The sequence below is a fragment of the Rhodococcus sp. DMU1 genome (assembly GCF_012272955.1).
Lineage (GTDB): Bacteria > Actinomycetota > Actinomycetes > Mycobacteriales > Mycobacteriaceae > Rhodococcus > Rhodococcus aetherivorans.
Map to the genome: position 1 here is coordinate 5,783,186 of NZ_CP050952.1, position 15,096 is coordinate 5,798,281.

At 70.9% G+C, this 15,096-nt stretch carries 14 protein-coding genes; 4 read left to right on the forward strand and 10 right to left on the reverse strand.

Annotation, left to right across the window (positions count from 1 at the left end; all coding sequences use genetic code 11):
- Positions 1–55: 55 nt before the first annotated feature.
- The 8 genes from HFP48_RS26475 to HFP48_RS26510 form a co-directional block, all read right to left on the reverse strand.
- On the reverse strand, positions 56–886 hold the full coding sequence (locus HFP48_RS26475) for a sugar phosphate isomerase/epimerase (RefSeq protein ID WP_050036095.1): 831 nt from the start codon (positions 884–886) through the stop codon (positions 56–58).
- Complete coding sequence (locus tag HFP48_RS26480; RefSeq protein WP_050036096.1) at positions 883–2,613, reverse strand: FAD-dependent oxidoreductase; 1,731 nt, start codon at positions 2,611–2,613, stop codon at positions 883–885. The genes HFP48_RS26475 and HFP48_RS26480 overlap by 4 nt, the downstream gene beginning before the upstream one ends.
- Complete coding sequence (locus HFP48_RS26485) at positions 2,610–3,704, reverse strand: Gfo/Idh/MocA family oxidoreductase (RefSeq protein ID WP_029546613.1); 1,095 nt, start codon at positions 3,702–3,704, stop codon at positions 2,610–2,612. Before HFP48_RS26485 ends, HFP48_RS26480 begins: the two co-directional genes overlap by 4 nt.
- Positions 3,704–4,540, reverse strand: coding sequence for an aldo/keto reductase (locus tag HFP48_RS26490; protein WP_029546614.1), 837 nt, complete (start codon positions 4,538–4,540; stop codon positions 3,704–3,706). The genes HFP48_RS26485 and HFP48_RS26490 overlap by 1 nt, the downstream gene beginning before the upstream one ends.
- Entirely contained in the window at positions 4,537–6,489 is a 1,953-nt protein-coding gene (locus HFP48_RS26495) for an FAD-dependent oxidoreductase (protein ID WP_168580378.1), read from the reverse strand. The genes HFP48_RS26490 and HFP48_RS26495 overlap by 4 nt, the downstream gene beginning before the upstream one ends.
- A complete protein-coding gene (locus tag HFP48_RS26500) occupies positions 6,486–7,424 on the reverse strand; it encodes a shikimate dehydrogenase (protein WP_065923328.1) in 939 nt (312 codons plus the stop codon). Before HFP48_RS26500 ends, HFP48_RS26495 begins: the two co-directional genes overlap by 4 nt.
- 67 nt (positions 7,425–7,491) lie before the next feature.
- Positions 7,492–8,856 carry an MFS transporter gene (locus HFP48_RS26505; RefSeq protein ID WP_168580379.1) on the reverse strand — a complete coding sequence of 455 codons (1,365 nt, stop codon included), beginning with the start codon at positions 8,854–8,856 and terminating at the stop codon, positions 7,492–7,494.
- 146 nt (positions 8,857–9,002) lie between these two features.
- Complete coding sequence (locus HFP48_RS26510) at positions 9,003–9,896, reverse strand: LysR family transcriptional regulator (RefSeq protein ID WP_102800199.1); 894 nt, start codon at positions 9,894–9,896, stop codon at positions 9,003–9,005.
- Positions 9,897–10,028: 132 nt separating this feature from the next.
- On the opposite strand from HFP48_RS26510, the gene HFP48_RS26515 reads away from it, so the two are divergent.
- Positions 10,029–10,721 (forward strand): SDR family NAD(P)-dependent oxidoreductase, encoded by a 693-nt coding sequence (locus tag HFP48_RS26515; protein WP_168580380.1) that lies wholly within the window; start codon positions 10,029–10,031, stop codon positions 10,719–10,721.
- Positions 10,722–10,871: 150 nt separating this feature from the next.
- Here the strand turns inward: HFP48_RS26515 and HFP48_RS26520 are convergent, their stop codons facing one another.
- The gene (locus tag HFP48_RS26520) at positions 10,872–12,056 is read right to left on the reverse strand and encodes a 4-hydroxybenzoate 3-monooxygenase (protein WP_006944057.1); all 1,185 of its coding nucleotides are present in this window, start codon (positions 12,054–12,056) and stop codon (positions 10,872–10,874) included.
- Between the two features lie 98 nt (positions 12,057–12,154).
- Positions 12,155–12,895, reverse strand: a complete 741-nt coding sequence (locus tag HFP48_RS26525) for an IclR family transcriptional regulator (protein ID WP_006944058.1) — start codon at positions 12,893–12,895, stop codon at positions 12,155–12,157.
- A gap of 81 nt (positions 12,896–12,976) precedes the next feature.
- On the opposite strand from HFP48_RS26525, the gene HFP48_RS26530 reads away from it, so the two are divergent.
- From HFP48_RS26530 to HFP48_RS26540, 3 genes are read left to right on the forward strand one after another with little or no spacing between them, the layout of a single operon-like run.
- Positions 12,977–13,597 carry an AIM24 family protein gene (locus HFP48_RS26530; RefSeq protein ID WP_006944059.1) on the forward strand — a complete coding sequence of 207 codons (621 nt, stop codon included), beginning with the start codon at positions 12,977–12,979 and terminating at the stop codon, positions 13,595–13,597.
- Between the two features lie 26 nt (positions 13,598–13,623).
- Complete coding sequence (locus HFP48_RS26535; protein WP_168580664.1) at positions 13,624–14,325, forward strand: AIM24 family protein; 702 nt, start codon at positions 13,624–13,626, stop codon at positions 14,323–14,325.
- Positions 14,322–15,077 (forward strand): AIM24 family protein, encoded by a 756-nt coding sequence (locus HFP48_RS26540; protein ID WP_006944062.1) that lies wholly within the window; start codon positions 14,322–14,324, stop codon positions 15,075–15,077. The genes HFP48_RS26535 and HFP48_RS26540 overlap by 4 nt, the downstream gene beginning before the upstream one ends.
- Positions 15,078–15,096 lie beyond the last annotated feature (19 nt).

Sequence of the window (15,096 nt, forward strand, 5' to 3'; positions counted from 1 at the left end):
CGCCACGGCGTGGGCGGATTCCGGTACTGCGAGCGAATTCGGTTGCGCTCCGGATTCACTCGACGATCGCGGTGGCCGGGACACGTCCGAGCACGGCCCCGGTGGCGGTGACCAGCTGCTCGAGCCAGGCGTCCGTACCGATCGCCTGGCGCAGCGGCTCGTTCGGCAGCTCGATGCTCACCGGCAGCCCCTCCGGCAGGGCGGACCAGATCGCCGGGAGGTCGATGCCGCCCGTGCCGGGCACGAGCCTTTCCTCCCGGGCGTGCCGGATCAGTTCGGCGTGATCGCGCGGGGCGGGGGTGGCGCCGTCGCACATCTGGGCGTAGTGCAACCACTCGCGCGGGATGGCCGCCAGCTCGGCGACGGTCGTGGAAGAGCGCGCGACGTGCAGCGCGTCGACGAGCACACTGCGGGCCGGACCGTCGGCCCCGGCGACGATCTCGACGGCCGTCTTCGCGTCGGGAACCGCTGTCCACGGCATGAATTCGAGGCTCGCAACGATGCCGTAGGAGGCGCACAGCTCCGCCAGCCGCGCGTAGGAGTCGGTGAGACGGGCCCGGTCGGGGTCGTCGCCGCCGACCAGGACGGCCCGCGCCCCGAGCCGCGCGCCCGCCTCGAGCAGCGGAGCGTAGTCGGACGGGTCGAAATCCGGACCGAGACGGATGATCTCGAGATCGAACACCTGGACCGGGGAATCGGCGAGACGGCGGACGAGCGCGGAGAGCGCGGCGTCGTCCTCATGCAGCGGGTAGGCCGTGGTGCCGGGCGCCGCGGGCAGCAGACGCAGTCCGATCGTGTCGAATCCGTGCCGTTCGGCGAGATCGACGTGCTGCAGCGGCGGTGTGTCGAGGACGGTGAGGGCGGCGAGGCCGAGCGGGGTGCTCATCGGGTGGCTCCTGTGGTCGATGCGAGGCGGCGTCCGGTCAGGTACCCGAAGGTCATTGCCGGGCCCAGATTGATTCCGCCGGAGGGGTAGTGACCGCCCATTACGCTGGACTGGTCGACGCCGACCGCGAACAGCCCGTCGATCGGCCGGTCCTCGCGGTTCAGCACCCGGGACGACGAGTCGGTGACCAGGCCGGCGAACGTGCCGAAACTGCCGGGGACGACCTTGACGGCGTAGAACGGTCCGCGCTCGAGCGGCGCGAGGGACGGGTTGGGCCACGGGTTGTCCGCATCCCCGGACTTGACGTTGAACGGGGTGGTGCCGCGGCCGAATTCGGGATCCTCCCCGAGGCGTGCGCTCTCGTTGAACGCGGTGACGGTCTTCTCGAGCCCGTCCGGGTCGACGCCGATCCGCTCCGCGAGTTCGCGGAGCGTCCGGCCCTTCGAGAGGTATCCGGATCGCAGGTAGGGCCACGTCGGGATCGGGAAGGGCTTGGCCATGCCGAGCGGGAAGTACCGCAGGTACTGCTGGTCGGCGATCAGCCAGGAGCAGATCTCCTCGCCGTCCGGCACCTGTTCGACCATTGCCAGTGTGTAGTCGTGATATCCGAGCGCCTCGTTGACGAAACGGCGTCCGTCGGCCAGCACCCCGATGACACCGGGCTTTCCGCGGTCCAGGATGTGCGGGAACACGCCTTGCCTGCCGTTGCGGTACCGGACGAGGGATACGGGACAGTATGCCACCGGCGAGGCGAGCGAACGGTCGAGGCGGCCACCGACGGATTCGCCCAGCGAGATGCCGTCACCGGTCGTCGTCGACGGCGTGAGCGTCCAGTGTTCGCGTCCGGTCGGGGTGCGGGGGAACAGCTCTCGCCGCCGGTCGAGGTCGCGGGTGAACCCGCCGGTCGCGAGGACGACACCCCGGCGGGCGGACACCGTGTAGGCGCCGTCGGGGCCCTCGAGCCGGACACCGACGACACGGCCGGACGGGTCGGTGACGAGTGCGGTGGCGGCGGTGGCGACGCGGATGTCGGCGCCGGCATCGAGTGCGGAGCGCAGCAGCCGGCCCACGAGCGCCGTCCCGTTGACCAGTTGCTGGCCCCGACGCCTGGTGGCGAGGTCGAACATGTGGGTCGAGACGCGGCGCGCGCAGTGCAGGAACGCCCGGCCCGAGCGGGTCGAGTGCAGGAAGGCCTGCAGGTCCGGGCCGGCCATGATGCCCATGCCGAGGAACGAGGTCTCGTACAGCTGCCGCCGCAGCAGCGCGGCGACGTCGGGTCCGAGGCGGCGCAGGCTCACGGGCTTCGGCGCGACGGAGCGGTGTCCCGTGCCGGCGCCGGGGGTGTCACCGTGGATGTCGGCGATGGCGGCGCCGGGGACGAACTGCAGCGCCGTGTGGTGTTCGAAGAACTCGACCATCTCGGGGGCACCGTCGAGGAGCGCGTCCACCTTGGCGGCATCGAAGTTGTCCCCGAGCCGGTGCTCGAGGTAGCGGCGCGGCTCCGAGCGGTCCTCGTGCACCCCGTCGGCGTGGGCGAACAGGGTCCGCGGCGTCCACATCCACCCGCCCGACCAGGCAGTGGCGCCGCCGCACACGTCCGCCTTCTCGACGACGAGCACGGAGGCGCCCCCGTGGGCGGCAGCCACGGCCGTGGACAGCCCGCCCGCGCCGGACCCGACGACAACCACGTCGTAGGTGAGGGATTCGGACACTGTGTCGGGGGTCATCGGAGCTCCTTGCCGGACGAGACGAGGGTGGGTGCGGGCGCGAGGTCGACGACCCGGCCGGTGCGGGAGGATTCGTAGATCGCGGCGACGACGGCCAGGGAGGCGCGGGCGTCCCGCCCGGTCACCGCGGGCCGGCGGCCGGTCAGCACGGACTCGGCGAAGTCCTGGACCTGCAGGGTGTGGAAGTCGGCGAGGCCGGCGTTGACGTCGCGGACGTCGAGATTGGCGTCGACCTCGGGGGAATACGGGGTTCGCAGCTCCACCTCGCCCGGCGCGGTCCACAGCTCGTTGACGCCCTCACGCCCCTCGGGGAACTCGAGGACGCTCGCGATCGCCCCGGTTGCGCCGATCACCGTCACGCGGTTGCCGAGGTTGTGGTTGGCGCCGGTGGTGGCGGTGATCGTCGCGGTGCCACCGGAGGCGAACGAGACGACGGCCGAGGCGCTGTCCTCGGTTTCGATGTGCTCGCCGTGGAAGCGGGTGCCGACGAAGCCACTGACGCGGACCGGCGCGCCCATGAACCACTGCAGCATGTCGATCTGGTGTACGGCCTGCGTCATGAGGACGCCCCCGCCGTCGGTGTCCCACCGCCCGCGCCACGCGTCGGCCGAGTAGTAGGTCGACGGGCGGTGCAGGATCACCGACACCTCCCCGAGGACGGGAACGCCGAGGCGGCCGTCGTCGATCGCCGCCTTGATGCGGCGCGCCGCGGGCCAGAATCGGCGCTGGAACAACACCCCGAAGGTGATGCCCGCGCGGTCGGCGGCCGCGATCATCCGGTCGGCCGCGGCCACGTCCACCGCGATCGGCTTCTCGCACAGCACGTGGATCCCGGCCTCGGCGGCGGCGAGGACGATCTGTTCGTGCACGGGGTGTGGTGTGCAGACGGTGCAGGCGTCGAGGCCGAGAGCGAACAACTCCGCCACCGATCCGACGGCGTGGGCGATGCCGTGCCGGGCGGCGAATGCGCGAGCGCGCTCCAGGTCGGGGTCGCAGCACGCGACGACCTCGACGCCGGGCACCTGCTGCAGTGCGTGCGCGTGGTTGCCCGCGATCTTTCCGCATCCGACGATGCCTGCACGAAGGGGCATCAGAAGTGTTCCTCTCGTTCGACGTCCCGGGCCGCGGCTTCGCCGCGGTCGAGACGGTTCAGCGCGGCGACGTCCGCCGCCGTGAGTTCCACGTCGACGGCGGCCAGATTCTCGGACTGGCGCGCCGGGTTCGCCGACCGCGCGACCGGCACGACGCCCTGCGCGAGGTGCCAGGCCAGCACGACCTGCGCGCGCGTGCAGCCGACGCGGTCCGCGATCGAGGCGACCACGGGGGCGCCGAGCACCTCGCCGCGGCCGAGCGGGCTCCACGACTGGGTGAACACCCCGAGCTCGTCGTTCGCGCGGCGGACGGGCAGGCGGGCCAGCGACGGGTCCATCTGGATCTGGTTGACGGCGGGAGCCTCCCCGGTCTCGGCCACCACCTTGCGCAGATGGTGGCCGAGGAAGTTGGAAACCCCCACGTAGCGGACGAGCCCGGCGTCGCGGCACTCGAGCATGGCCTCGAAAGCCGCGGCGTACCGGTCGAACCGCGGCAGCGGCCAGTGGATGAGGAACAGGTCGAGCCGCTCGAGGCCGAGGCGCTCGAGGCTCCGCTCCACGGCACCGCGAACGTCGCCGGAAACATGGTCGCTGCCGCGGAGTTTGGTGGTGACGAACAGGTCGTCGCGGGGCACGCCGCAGGTGGCGAGGGCGGCGCCGACGGCGTCCTCGTTCCCGTAGATCGCTGCCGTGTCGATCAACCGGTATCCGGCCTCGATGCCGGCGAGCACGGCGCGCGTGGCGTCGGGCCCGACGAGGGGCCAGGTGCCCAGGCCGAGGCGCGGCAGCGCGGTGCGCACGGAATCCGGTGCCGGCGCGGTGGTCTCCGGGTTCACGCGTCGGCCCCCACGCGCGAATCGGCGGCCGCGGTGATGCGGACGGCGACGTCGGCGGCCGTGACGAGCGCGGCATGAAGGGAGCCGCCGTCGCCGCTCGCGTCCCCGACGGAGTGGACGCCGAGCCGCGGCGCGAGCCGCCGCAGCTCGGTCAGCAGGCCGGCGCGTGGCTCGACGCCGTGCGAGACGAGCAGTTCCCCGGGCGCGGGCACGGTGCGCTGTTGCCCGTTCGTCGAGATGACCACCCGGTCGGCCTCGATGTGCGTGACGACGGACGACAGGTACGTGGTGAGGTTCTCGCTCGCCGCCAGCCGGGGCAGCAGGACGATCTTGCCGCGACGGCCGACATCGTGCGCGATCGTCTCCTGCGGACCGATCATCACCACCCTCGTGCCGTGCTGGAGCAGGTCGTCGGCCACCGCCGCGGCCTCCCGGTCGGCACCGAAGATCGTGATCGACTCGGGTGCGGGGTCTCCGGAGGCGAGGAACTCCCGCACGTCGCGGATCCGTCGCGTGCCGGCACCGGGAAGGTCGATCGCCGGTCCGCGCCCGCCGGTCGCGAGGACGATCGCGTCGAAGTCGAGCGGGGCCAGCGTGGCGGCATCGACTCTCGTACCGGTGTGGCAGGTGACATTCAGGTCCGCGAGTTCGTCGCGGTACCAGTCGACGATCCGGTGGTATTCCGGGTACTCGTGCAGCCGGGAGGCCAACGCGAAATCGCCACCCAGACTGCCGCGTTCGTCGTACAGTTCGACGCTGTGGCCCGCCAGGGCGAGCTCACGCGCGGCCGCCGTGCCGGCCGGTCCGCCGCCCACGACGGCGACGCGCACCGCGGTCCCGGCCGGCGTCGAGGGCTGCTCGAGTTCGCGACCGACCCACGGGTTGACCGAACACGGGATCGGCCCGGCCGCCAGGCTGTCGATGCAGTAGTTGCAGGCGATGCAGGGCCGGTACCGGCCCCCGTCGAGGGCACGGTTCGGGAAGTCCGGGTCGGCGTGCAGGGTCCGGGCCATGCTCACGAAGTCGGCCCGGCCGGAGGCGATGATCTGCTCCGCCGTCTCGGGTGAGCTGATCCGGCCGGCGACGCCCACCGGGATGTCGAAGTCGCGGGCATACGGTTCGGCGTACGGGGCGAGCAGACCGCGCTGCCACTCCCCCGGCTGGATGATCCACTGCCCCGACTCGTAGTTGCCCGCCGAAACGTCGAGGAAGTCCAGCCGGTGCGTGTCGATCGCGTCGATGCGCTCGCGCGTCGTCTCCGCGTCGAGCCCGCCGTCGACCGCCTCGAAGGCCGAGAAACGCAGTCCCAGAGTGATACCCGGCGCCATGGTGCGGACCGCGTCGATGACCCGGTTGACGAACAGCGTCGGCTCGGCCCACTCGTCGTCGCGGTGGTTGTATGCGGGCGAGAGGAACTGGTGGATGAGATAACCGTGCCCGCCGTGCAGGGAGATCACGTCGACGCCGGCCTCCGCGCAGCGTGCCGCGGCCTCACCGAAGCACTCGACGAGGTGCTCGATGTCGTCGCTGTCGAGCTGCTCGGGCATCTCGCCGCCGACGACCGCGCACGGGATCGGGGTGGGGGCGACCGGGACGAATCCGCTCACCGCGCCCTGCGCGGTGCGGCCCCCGTGGTTGAGTTCGACACCGACGAGCGCGCCGTGGGCGTGCACCGCCTCCGCCATCCGGGCGATGCCGGGGATGCGTTCGTCGACGTCCACACCCATCTGGCGGATGCGGCCCTTGCCGTCGGCCCGCACGTAGCTCGCCTCGGTGAAGACGAGCGCGGCGCCTCCGGCGGCACGTCGCTCGAGGTAGGCAATGTAGCGGTCGGTCATCGTGCCGTCGAGTTCGCAGTAGTTGCGTTCCATGGGCGCGGACACGAAGCGGTTGCGCAAACGGACCGAACCCATGTCCAGCGGTTGCGCGAAGGACGCGGTGGTGTTCATTCCATCTCCTGGTGGGCATCGGGACGTCCGGCCGGCGCACGGTCCACCGGCGCGGCCACGAGAACCCGGTCCGAGATCAGCTCGTCGAGGTGCTTCCGCATGCGGTCGACGTCGGGACGGATCCCGGTCAGCAGCGCGAACGTGTCGGCGGCCTGGGCGACGAGCATCTGCCCGCCGTCGAGCACGTCGCAGCCGAGAACCGCTGCGGCCGCGATCAGCTCGGTTCGGATCGGCCGGTAGACGATGTCCGCGACCCACAGCCCGGGGTGCAGGGCGCCGGTGTCGAACGGCGTTCCGGGGTGGCCGACCATGCCGATCGGCGAGGCGTTGACCACCCCGGTGCACGTGCGCAGGGCGGCGGGGATCGCCTCCGCCGGCAGAGCCGTGGCCCGTGTCGCGGGGAAGGCGGTGGACAGTCGCGCGCAGACGTCCGCGGCGCGGGCGGTGTCCACGTCGGCGATCCGCAGGTCCGCCACACCCGCGGCGGCGAGCGCGTAGGCCACCGCCGAGCCCGCACCGCCCGCACCGACCAGCACGACCGCATCCAGGGCGGCATCGGGCAGCCCGCGGCGCAGCGCCGTGAGGAATCCGCTGTGGTCCGTGTTGTGGCCGATCAGGCGCCCGTCCCGGACGACGACGGTGTTGACCGCGCCGAGCAGGCGGGCGTTGTCGGACAGGCCGTCGAGGGCCGGGATGACGACCTGCTTGCACGGGTGGGTGATGTTCAGGCCGGTGCAGCCGCCGGCGACGACGGCGCGCACCAGGTCGCCGGTGCGTTCGACGGGAACGTTCTCCGCCTCGAGGTCGAGCAGTTCGTAGCGGTAGTCGCTCACACCGAGTGCGGCGGCCTCGCGCTCGTGGAGGGCCGGCGACAGGGACGAGGCGATGCCTGCCCCCACGAGCCGGATGCGGTGGCGGGCGGTGGACGGGGTCACGGTTACTCCTACGGGGGTGGGACGGGCCGTGGCCCCGGCGCGTCGGGCGCCGGGGCTCGGTGGCCGGTCAGACGTCGCTGCGGACGAGTTCCTGCGCCGGTCGCGCCGCCGGCGCCGGGCGACGCTCGCCCAGGTCCTCGGTGGGGGTGCGGTAGGTCTCCGGACCGGTGAGGGCGGCGATCGACGACAGCACCGCGAAGCCCAGGCACATCCAGGCGACCGGGGCCCAGTTGCTGGTGTCCCCCGCCGAGAGAATCTGCGCGACGGCGGGTGTGAATCCGGCGACGAGCAGACCGAGCATGAGGCTCACGGCCATGCCCGTGTACCGGACCCGGGCCGGGAACTGCTCCGGGAAGTAGGCCGGGTAGACACCGTTCGGCATGGCGTAGAAGAAGCCGATCAGCACGATCCCCGAGGCGAACACCAGTGGCGTGCTGCCGGTTCCGATGGCGTGGAAGAAGGCGAACACCATCGCGCCCGAGCCGAGGGCACCGAACACGAACACCGGCTTGCGGCCGATCCGGTCCGCGAGGAGCCCGGCCACGGGCTGGCTGAGTACCGCCACGAAGTTGGCGGCGGCGATCGCCCACAGCATCGTGGAGCGCTCGAAGCCTTCGACCTGCACGGCGTAGGCGAGTGCGAAGACGTTGACGATCGTGTTGATCATGGCGAACGTGGCGCTGAGGCTGATCCGCAGGACGGTCCGCCAGTGCGAGCGGAACATCTCGACGACCGGCAGGGTGGCGGTCTCGCCGTTCTCCTGGAGTTCCTCGAACACCTCGGGCTCGTCGAGCTTGCGGCGCAGCCACACCGCGACCACCGTGACGACGATGCTGAGCCAGAACGGCACCCGCCAGCCCCACGAGTACAGCGCCTCGTCGGGCAGCGATGCCACCGGAATGAACACGAGGCTCGAGATGACGATGCCGAACATGATGCCGCTCATGGTGAACGACGTGAAGAACGAGCGCCGGTGCGCCGGGGCGTGCTCGAGCGTCAGGGACGACGAGCCCGGGGATTCACCACCGGCCGACAGGCCCTGCAGCAGGCGCAGCAGCACCAGGATCACCGGCGCGGCGATGCCGATCTGCTCGTAGGTGGGCAGGCAGCCGATGACGAACGTGGCGATGCCCATCAGCAGCAGGCAGGCCAGGAGGGCGTTGCGCCGGCCGAACTTGTCGCCCCAGTGCCCCCACAGCACGGCGCCGAGCGGGCGGGCGATGTATGCGACGCCGAGGGTGCTGATCGACAGCAGCGTCGAGGTGGCTCCGTCGCCGGGAAAGAAGATCTTCCCGAAGACGAGGGCTGCGGCGGAGCCGTAGATGAAGAAGTCGTAGTACTCCAGGGTGCTGCCCAGGAAACCGGAGATGGCCGCCCGGCGGGCGTTCTCGTTCGGTCGTCCGTCGGGGCCGGCAGCGTGCGTGTTCGCCATGGCGTTCCTTTCGTCCCAGGATCCGACGGACGCCGAGTCGGCCATTCGGTGATGGCCCTCACAGTCGCCGGAACGAGACGAGCGTGACACGCCGCACTATGCAGCGTCCAACACTGAAAAAGTCTCAGATAAAGACCCTTATCGTCTCAATCGGGCGTCGGAAGAATCTCCTCGGCGACCTTCAAGGCCACCTCGAGCGCCGGCGACACGCGCCGGGGCGACCAGCCGATCCCGTGGTGCATGTAGACGGATTCTCCGGCGAGGGGGACGAAGACCGTGCCCGGCGGCGTGATCGTCGCGATGCTCGACGTCATCAACGCCACCCCCACGCCGGCCGAGACGAGCACCAGGATCATGTACGGGTCGGTGATCTCCTGGACCACGCGCGGGCGGAACCCCGCGTCGAGGCACGCACGCATGGCGCTCTCCTGCAGGGCCGACCCCGCCGACAACGGGGTGGTGATGAAGCCGTCGTCCGCGAGTTCGTGCAGGTCGATCTCCTGCTCTCCGGCGAGCGGGTGGTCGGAGGGCAGCACGGCACCGAACGACTCGCGGCGGATCAGCCGGGTGGCCACCGCCGTGGACTGGACCGGCAGCCCGACGAACGCGAGATCCAATGCACCACTCTCTAATTGGGTGACCGCCTCGCGGGTCATGATGCGGCCGACGAGGTCGAGCTCGATGTCCGGGTAACGCTGTCGCAGCGCCCGGGTCAGCGGCGGGAGCGAAAGATGGTTCAGCACACCGGTGAACCCGATCTTGATGCGGCCGTACACGCCGCCGGCGGACGCGCGCGTGGCCTGCCGTGCCGTCTCGACGCTTTCGAGGATGTGGTAGGCGTGGGGCAGGAAGGCGTGACCGCCCGCCGTGAGGGCGACGCTGCGCGTATTGCGCTCGAACAACGGCACACCGAGGTCCTTCTCGAGCTTGCGCACCGTCTGACTCAGGGGTGACTGCGCCATCTGCAAGCGGGCGGCGGCCCGGCCGAAGTGCAGCTCCTCCGCGACGGCGACGAAGGCCTGAAGCCAGCGGATCTCCATGTCGATCCCTTCGGGGACTTGACGACTGCACCTACAGCCGTATATCCAGATTCATACATGGTGTGTCTCCGATTGTTTCGATTTCGCACATGGATTCAGACTACTATCCACACATCGGCGAGGAGCAGCCGTATGGTGACCTATCCCTCGGGCGCGACCGCGCTCGTCACCGGCGGGGCGAGCGGAATCGGCGCGGCCTGCGCGAGGCGGCTGTCCGCCGCGGGCGTCCGGGTCGTCACCGCCGACATCGCGGACGGCGCCGACGAACGCGTCGACGTCACCGACCCCGTCGCCGTCGAACAGCTGCGAGAACGCCTGGGCCGGGTCGACATCCTCGTCAACAGCGCCGGCGTCGTGGGACCCTCGGCGCCGCTGGTCGACACCGCGCTGTCCGACTGGCACCGCACGTTCCGCATCAACGTCGACGGCACGTTCCTCGCGTGCCGCGCCTTCGTTCCCGCGATGATCGGCGCCGGCTGGGGCCGGGTGGTGAACCTGGCGAGCATCGCGGCCAAGGACGGCAATCCGAAGCAGAGCGCCTACTCGGCGTCCAAGGCCGCGGTGATCGCGCTGACGAAGTCGCTCGGCAAGGAGATCGCGACGACCGGGGTGCTCGCCAACGTGGTTGCGCCCGCGGCGGTGGAGAGCCCGATGAACGCCGGAACGGATCCGGCGATCCTGGCGCGGTCGCAGAGCCTGACGCCGATGGCCCGGATGGGCCGGCCGGACGAGATCGCCGAACTCGTCGCCTGGCTCTCCTCGGACGCGCTGAGCTTCTCGACCGGCGCCGTGTACGACGCGAGCGGCGGCCGCGCGTCGTACTGACGGTCCGCACTCGGCCGACGAGCGGGAGGTTTCCGCGTCCAGCGGGAACTTGTCGTCGGAGCTACTCGGCCGGCGCCGCCGTCACGGCCCGCTCGGCGCGACAAGCTCCCGTTCGACCCGGAGCAGGCTGCGCGCGGAGGCGTCGGCGCGTCAGACCAGGGGCCACCCGGTGTACTGCTCGGCGATCAGGGTGCGCCCGGCGACGGAACGGGTGATCGCGTCGAGCTCGGCGTCCTGGCGCTTGTTGTCGAACGGGCTGCTGCCCGGGTGGGCGTGCAGCATCGACGACATCCACCACGAGAAGTGCTGGGCCCGCCACACCCGCGGCAGCACTTCCGCGGTGTAACCGTCGAGCCGGCCGCGTTCACCGCGGGTGAGGTACTCGTCCATCGAACGGGCCAGCACGAACACGTCCGCGACCGCGAGGTTGAGCCCCTTGGCGCCGGTCGGCGGGACGGTGTGCGCGGCATCGCCGGCGAGGAACAGGTTGCCGTGCTGCATGGGCTCGCACACGAAGCTGCGGAACTGCAGGATCGACTTCTCGAAGATCCGGCCGTCCTTGACCTCGGCCCCCTCCCCGTCGACCCGGGCGTGCAGTTCGCTCCAGATGCGGTCGTCGGACCAGTTGGCGACGTCGTCGTCCGGGTCCACCTGCAGGTAGTGCCGCTGCACGTCGGCGGTGCGGGTGGAGATCAGTGCGAAGCCCCGCTCGTGCCGGGCGTAGATCAGTTCCTCCGACGAGCGGGGCGCCTCGGCGAGGATGCCGAGCCAGGCGAACGGGTACTGCCGGAAGTGGTCGGTGCGCACCTGCGGCGCCGGAATCAGACCGCGGGTGCCGGTGCGCGAGCCGTCGCAGCCGGCGACGAGCAGCGCGTCGAGGCGCTGCGGGTTGCCCTGCGCGTCGGTGTAGGTCAGGTACGGCCGATCGGTGAGGTGGTCGTGGACCTGCACGTCGGAGACACCGAAGCGGAGGTCGCCACCGTCGGCGAGACGGCGGGCGATGAGGTCCTTGTTGACCTCGTGCTGCGGGTAGACGGTGACCGCGCGCCCGACGAGTTCGTCGAACGCGATGCGGTGACCCCTGCCGCCGAAACGGAACTCCACGCCGTGGTGCTCGTAACCCTCGGCCTTCAGCCGGTCGCCGACGCCGGTCTCGACCATGAGGTCGACGGTGTTCTGCTCGAGCACGCCGGCGCGGATGGTGGCCTCGATGTCCTCCCGCGAGCGCGCCTCGAGCACGACGGACTCGATGCCGCGCAGGTGCAGCAGGTGCGACAGCATCAGCCCGGCGGGGCCGGCGCCGACGACGGCGACCTGGGTGCGGGATTCGCTCATGGGGGACTCCTCGGGATCGGGAAGCGGTGACGACCCTCACTGTCCCGAAGGAAGGTCCACGTCGTCACCCCCCACTTTCACTCAGTGAAAGACAGCTTTCAGGTCAGCCGCCGGGAGATGCCGCTCGCCGCCGCTCGCATGGCCGGGATCAACGGCGCGGGATCCGCATCGATCGACACCACCACCGATATCGCCGCGACGACCCGGCCGGAACGCTCCCGGATCGGCGCCGCCATCGCCATCGTGCCTACGTTCAGGTATTCGCGGCAGATCACGATGCCGGTGCGGCGGACGCCGTCGAGCACGCGCCGCAACCGGGCCTCGTCGGTGATCGTGGCCGGGGTGAACCGTTCGAGCCCGGCATCGAGCACCTCCTGCAGCAGCTCGGGCCCGCCGTGGGCGAGCAGCACCAGCCCACCGCTCGACGCGTGCAGCGGCAGCCGGCCGCCCGCCCGGCCGACCACGGCCACGGCACCGCGCGCCGACAACCGCTCGACGTAGAGCGCCTCGAGCCCCTCCCGGACGACCAGCTGCACGTTCTCCCGGGTCGCATCGAACAGGTCCTCGAGATAGGGCATCGCCACCTGGCGCAGGCCGTGCGCGCGGGGCGCGAGGGCGCCGAGCTCCCACACCCGCACCCCGACCTGATAGCTGCCGTCCGCACGGCGTTCGAGTGCCCCGGCGTCGACGAGCTGGCCGCACAGCCGGAACACCGTCGGCAGGGGCAGCCCGGTCCGGCGGCTCAGTTCCGACTGGGTCAGGCGCGGGCGCTCGGCGGTGAACGCGCCCAGCACGGCGAAGGCGCGGCCGAGCAGGGTCCGGTCGGGAACATCGGGCACGCACCCATTGTGGGGTGTCCGCATCGGGCGGGCGCGAGCCGGAAGGGCGCACCGGCGGCCGAGCGTCTATCGTGTTCGCGCATGCGACTGGTCGAGAGATCGAAACGGGTCATAGAGGCGCACCTGAACAACACCAGCATCCGGGCACTGTCGGGGTCGATGGTGGCGTACGAGGGCCAGGTGCAGTTCAAGTCGGCCGGATTCGGCGGCGGCGAGGGCGTGCTGGCCGGCCTGCGGCAGCGGGCCACGGGTGAGGGCCTGTCGCTGATGGAGTGCGCCGGCAACGGCGTGGTCTATCTCGCCCACCAGGGGCAGGACGTCACGGTGCTCGAGTTGAACAACGAGACGCTGCAGGTCGAGTCGGAGCAACTGCTCGCCCTGAACGGCAACCTCACCACGAACGTCACGTTCGCCGGGGTGCGCGGCAACATGAGCGGCCAGGGCCTGTTCACCACGACGGTCACCGGCAGCGGGCAGGTCGCGCTGCTGTCGGCCGGTGGCCCACTGATCCACCTCGAGGTCTCGCCGCAGTACCCGCTCGTCGTCGACCCGGACGCGTTCGTGTGCGCGAAGGGACAGTTGAGCCAGTCGTTCGTCACCGACGTCTCGTGGCGCACGTTCGTCGGTCAGGGCAGCGGCGAGGCGTTCTCGCTGCGGTGGGACGGCATGGGCGTCGTGTCCATCCAGCCGGCGGAGCGGTGAGGGAGGCAGCGATGACGGAGACAGCGGTGTTCTCGAAGATCAACGGCAAGGTCGTCAAGGTCGATCTGAACCAGTCCGGGCCGGTCGTCGCCCGTCGCGGCGCGATGCTGTTCTACACCGGCATGGTGCAGTTCGCTCCGCACCAGGTACCCGGGGCCGGTGGGATGCCGGGCATGGGCGGGATCGCCGGGATGGCGGGACGGATGATGCAGGGCGAGCACGAACGCACGATGCTCGCGCAGGGCAACGGCGTGGTGCACTACGGCTTCCGCGGCCTCGAGGTGCACTTGGTGGACCTGTCCGCGGGCGGCGAGCTGCGGGTGGAGGCGTCGCGGCTGCTGGGATACACCGCGAGCCTGCAGAGCTCGGTGGTGTCGATGTCGGCGCCCCCGACCGGGGGCGGCGGTGGCGGGGGCGGCTTCCTGGGCGCGCTGCGCAGCGCCGCCACCGGCATGGTGACCGGCACCGGCATGTTCACCACCCAGCTGTCCGGGCGCGGGGCCGCGGTGCTGCTCGGGCACGGTGGATTCCTCGAGCTGCAGGTCGGCGGGCCGGCCCCGGTCGTCGTCGACCCGCAGTCCTTCATCGCCGCCCACGGACCGGTGCGGACGGAACTGAAGTCCGCGATGAGCTGGCGCACCGCGGGGCGCAGCGGCGGCGAGGGCCTCCAGCTCGAATGCACCGGTCAGGGCATCGTCTACGTGCAAGCGTCGGAGGAGAAACTGTGAGCGTCGTCCTGAACCCGTCCCACCTCGTCGGCAGCGACAACCTGCCCGGCAACCACTACGCCTTCTGCATCGACCTGCAGAGCCCGTGGTTCCTGTCCAAGGGCGCGATGATCGCCTACTACGGGCAGGTGCAGTTCACCTCGCTCACCCACGGACTGCAGGGGCAGCTGCTGCAGATGGTGGCGCACCAGTTCTCGGCCCCGCTGTACATGGGTGACTACGTCGTCGCCGAGGGGTACGGGAAGCTGATCCTCGGTGACCGTGGGTACGACATCAACTCCTACGACCTCGACGACGGCAACCTCACCATCCGGGCCGCGAACCTGCTCGCGTTCGAGCCCGGGCTGTCGCTGAACCAGTCGATCGTGCCGGGCTTCCTCACGCTGATCGGGACGGGCAAGTTCCTCGCGTCGTCGAACGGGCCCGTGATGTTCGCCGAGCCGCCGCTGCGGGTCGATCCCGAGGCGCTCGTCGGGTGGGCGGACTGCCCGTCGCCGAGCCATCACTACGACGAGGCGTGGGTCAACGGCTTCGTGGCGGCGGGGGCGCGCATGTTCGGTGTGCAGTCCGGGGAGGAGCGGCAGTTCGACTTCACGGGCGCCGGGACCGTGCTCATCCAGTCCAGCGAGAAGGTGATCGACGACAGCGCGATCGTCCGGACCATCGAGGGACAGCTACCGGGTCTGACCCCCGGCGGTCTGCAGCGGATCAACCAGGTGGTGGCGTCGCAGTTGCAGTCACAGCAGCACTGAACTCGGCAGCACTGAACTC

Coding starts and splice junctions, on each gene's coding strand:
- HFP48_RS26475 (WP_050036095.1), bottom strand. CDS start 886: ATGAGCACCCCGCTCGGCCTCGCCGCCCTCACCGTCCTCGACACACCG.
- HFP48_RS26480 (WP_050036096.1), bottom strand. CDS start 2,613: ATGACCCCCGACACAGTGTCCGAATCCCTCACCTACGACGTGGTTGTC.
- HFP48_RS26485 (WP_029546613.1), bottom strand. CDS start 3,704: ATGCCCCTTCGTGCAGGCATCGTCGGATGCGGAAAGATCGCGGGCAAC.
- HFP48_RS26495 (WP_168580378.1), bottom strand. CDS start 6,489: ATGAACACCACCGCGTCCTTCGCGCAACCGCTGGACATGGGTTCGGTC.
- HFP48_RS26505 (WP_168580379.1), bottom strand. CDS start 8,856: ATGGCGAACACGCACGCTGCCGGCCCCGACGGACGACCGAACGAGAAC.
- HFP48_RS26510 (WP_102800199.1), bottom strand. CDS start 9,896: ATGGAGATCCGCTGGCTTCAGGCCTTCGTCGCCGTCGCGGAGGAGCTG.
- HFP48_RS26515 (WP_168580380.1), top strand. CDS start 10,029: ATGGTGACCTATCCCTCGGGCGCGACCGCGCTCGTCACCGGCGGGGCG.
- HFP48_RS26520 (WP_006944057.1), bottom strand. CDS start 12,056: ATGAGCGAATCCCGCACCCAGGTCGCCGTCGTCGGCGCCGGCCCCGCC.
- HFP48_RS26530 (WP_006944059.1), top strand. CDS start 12,977: ATGCGACTGGTCGAGAGATCGAAACGGGTCATAGAGGCGCACCTGAAC.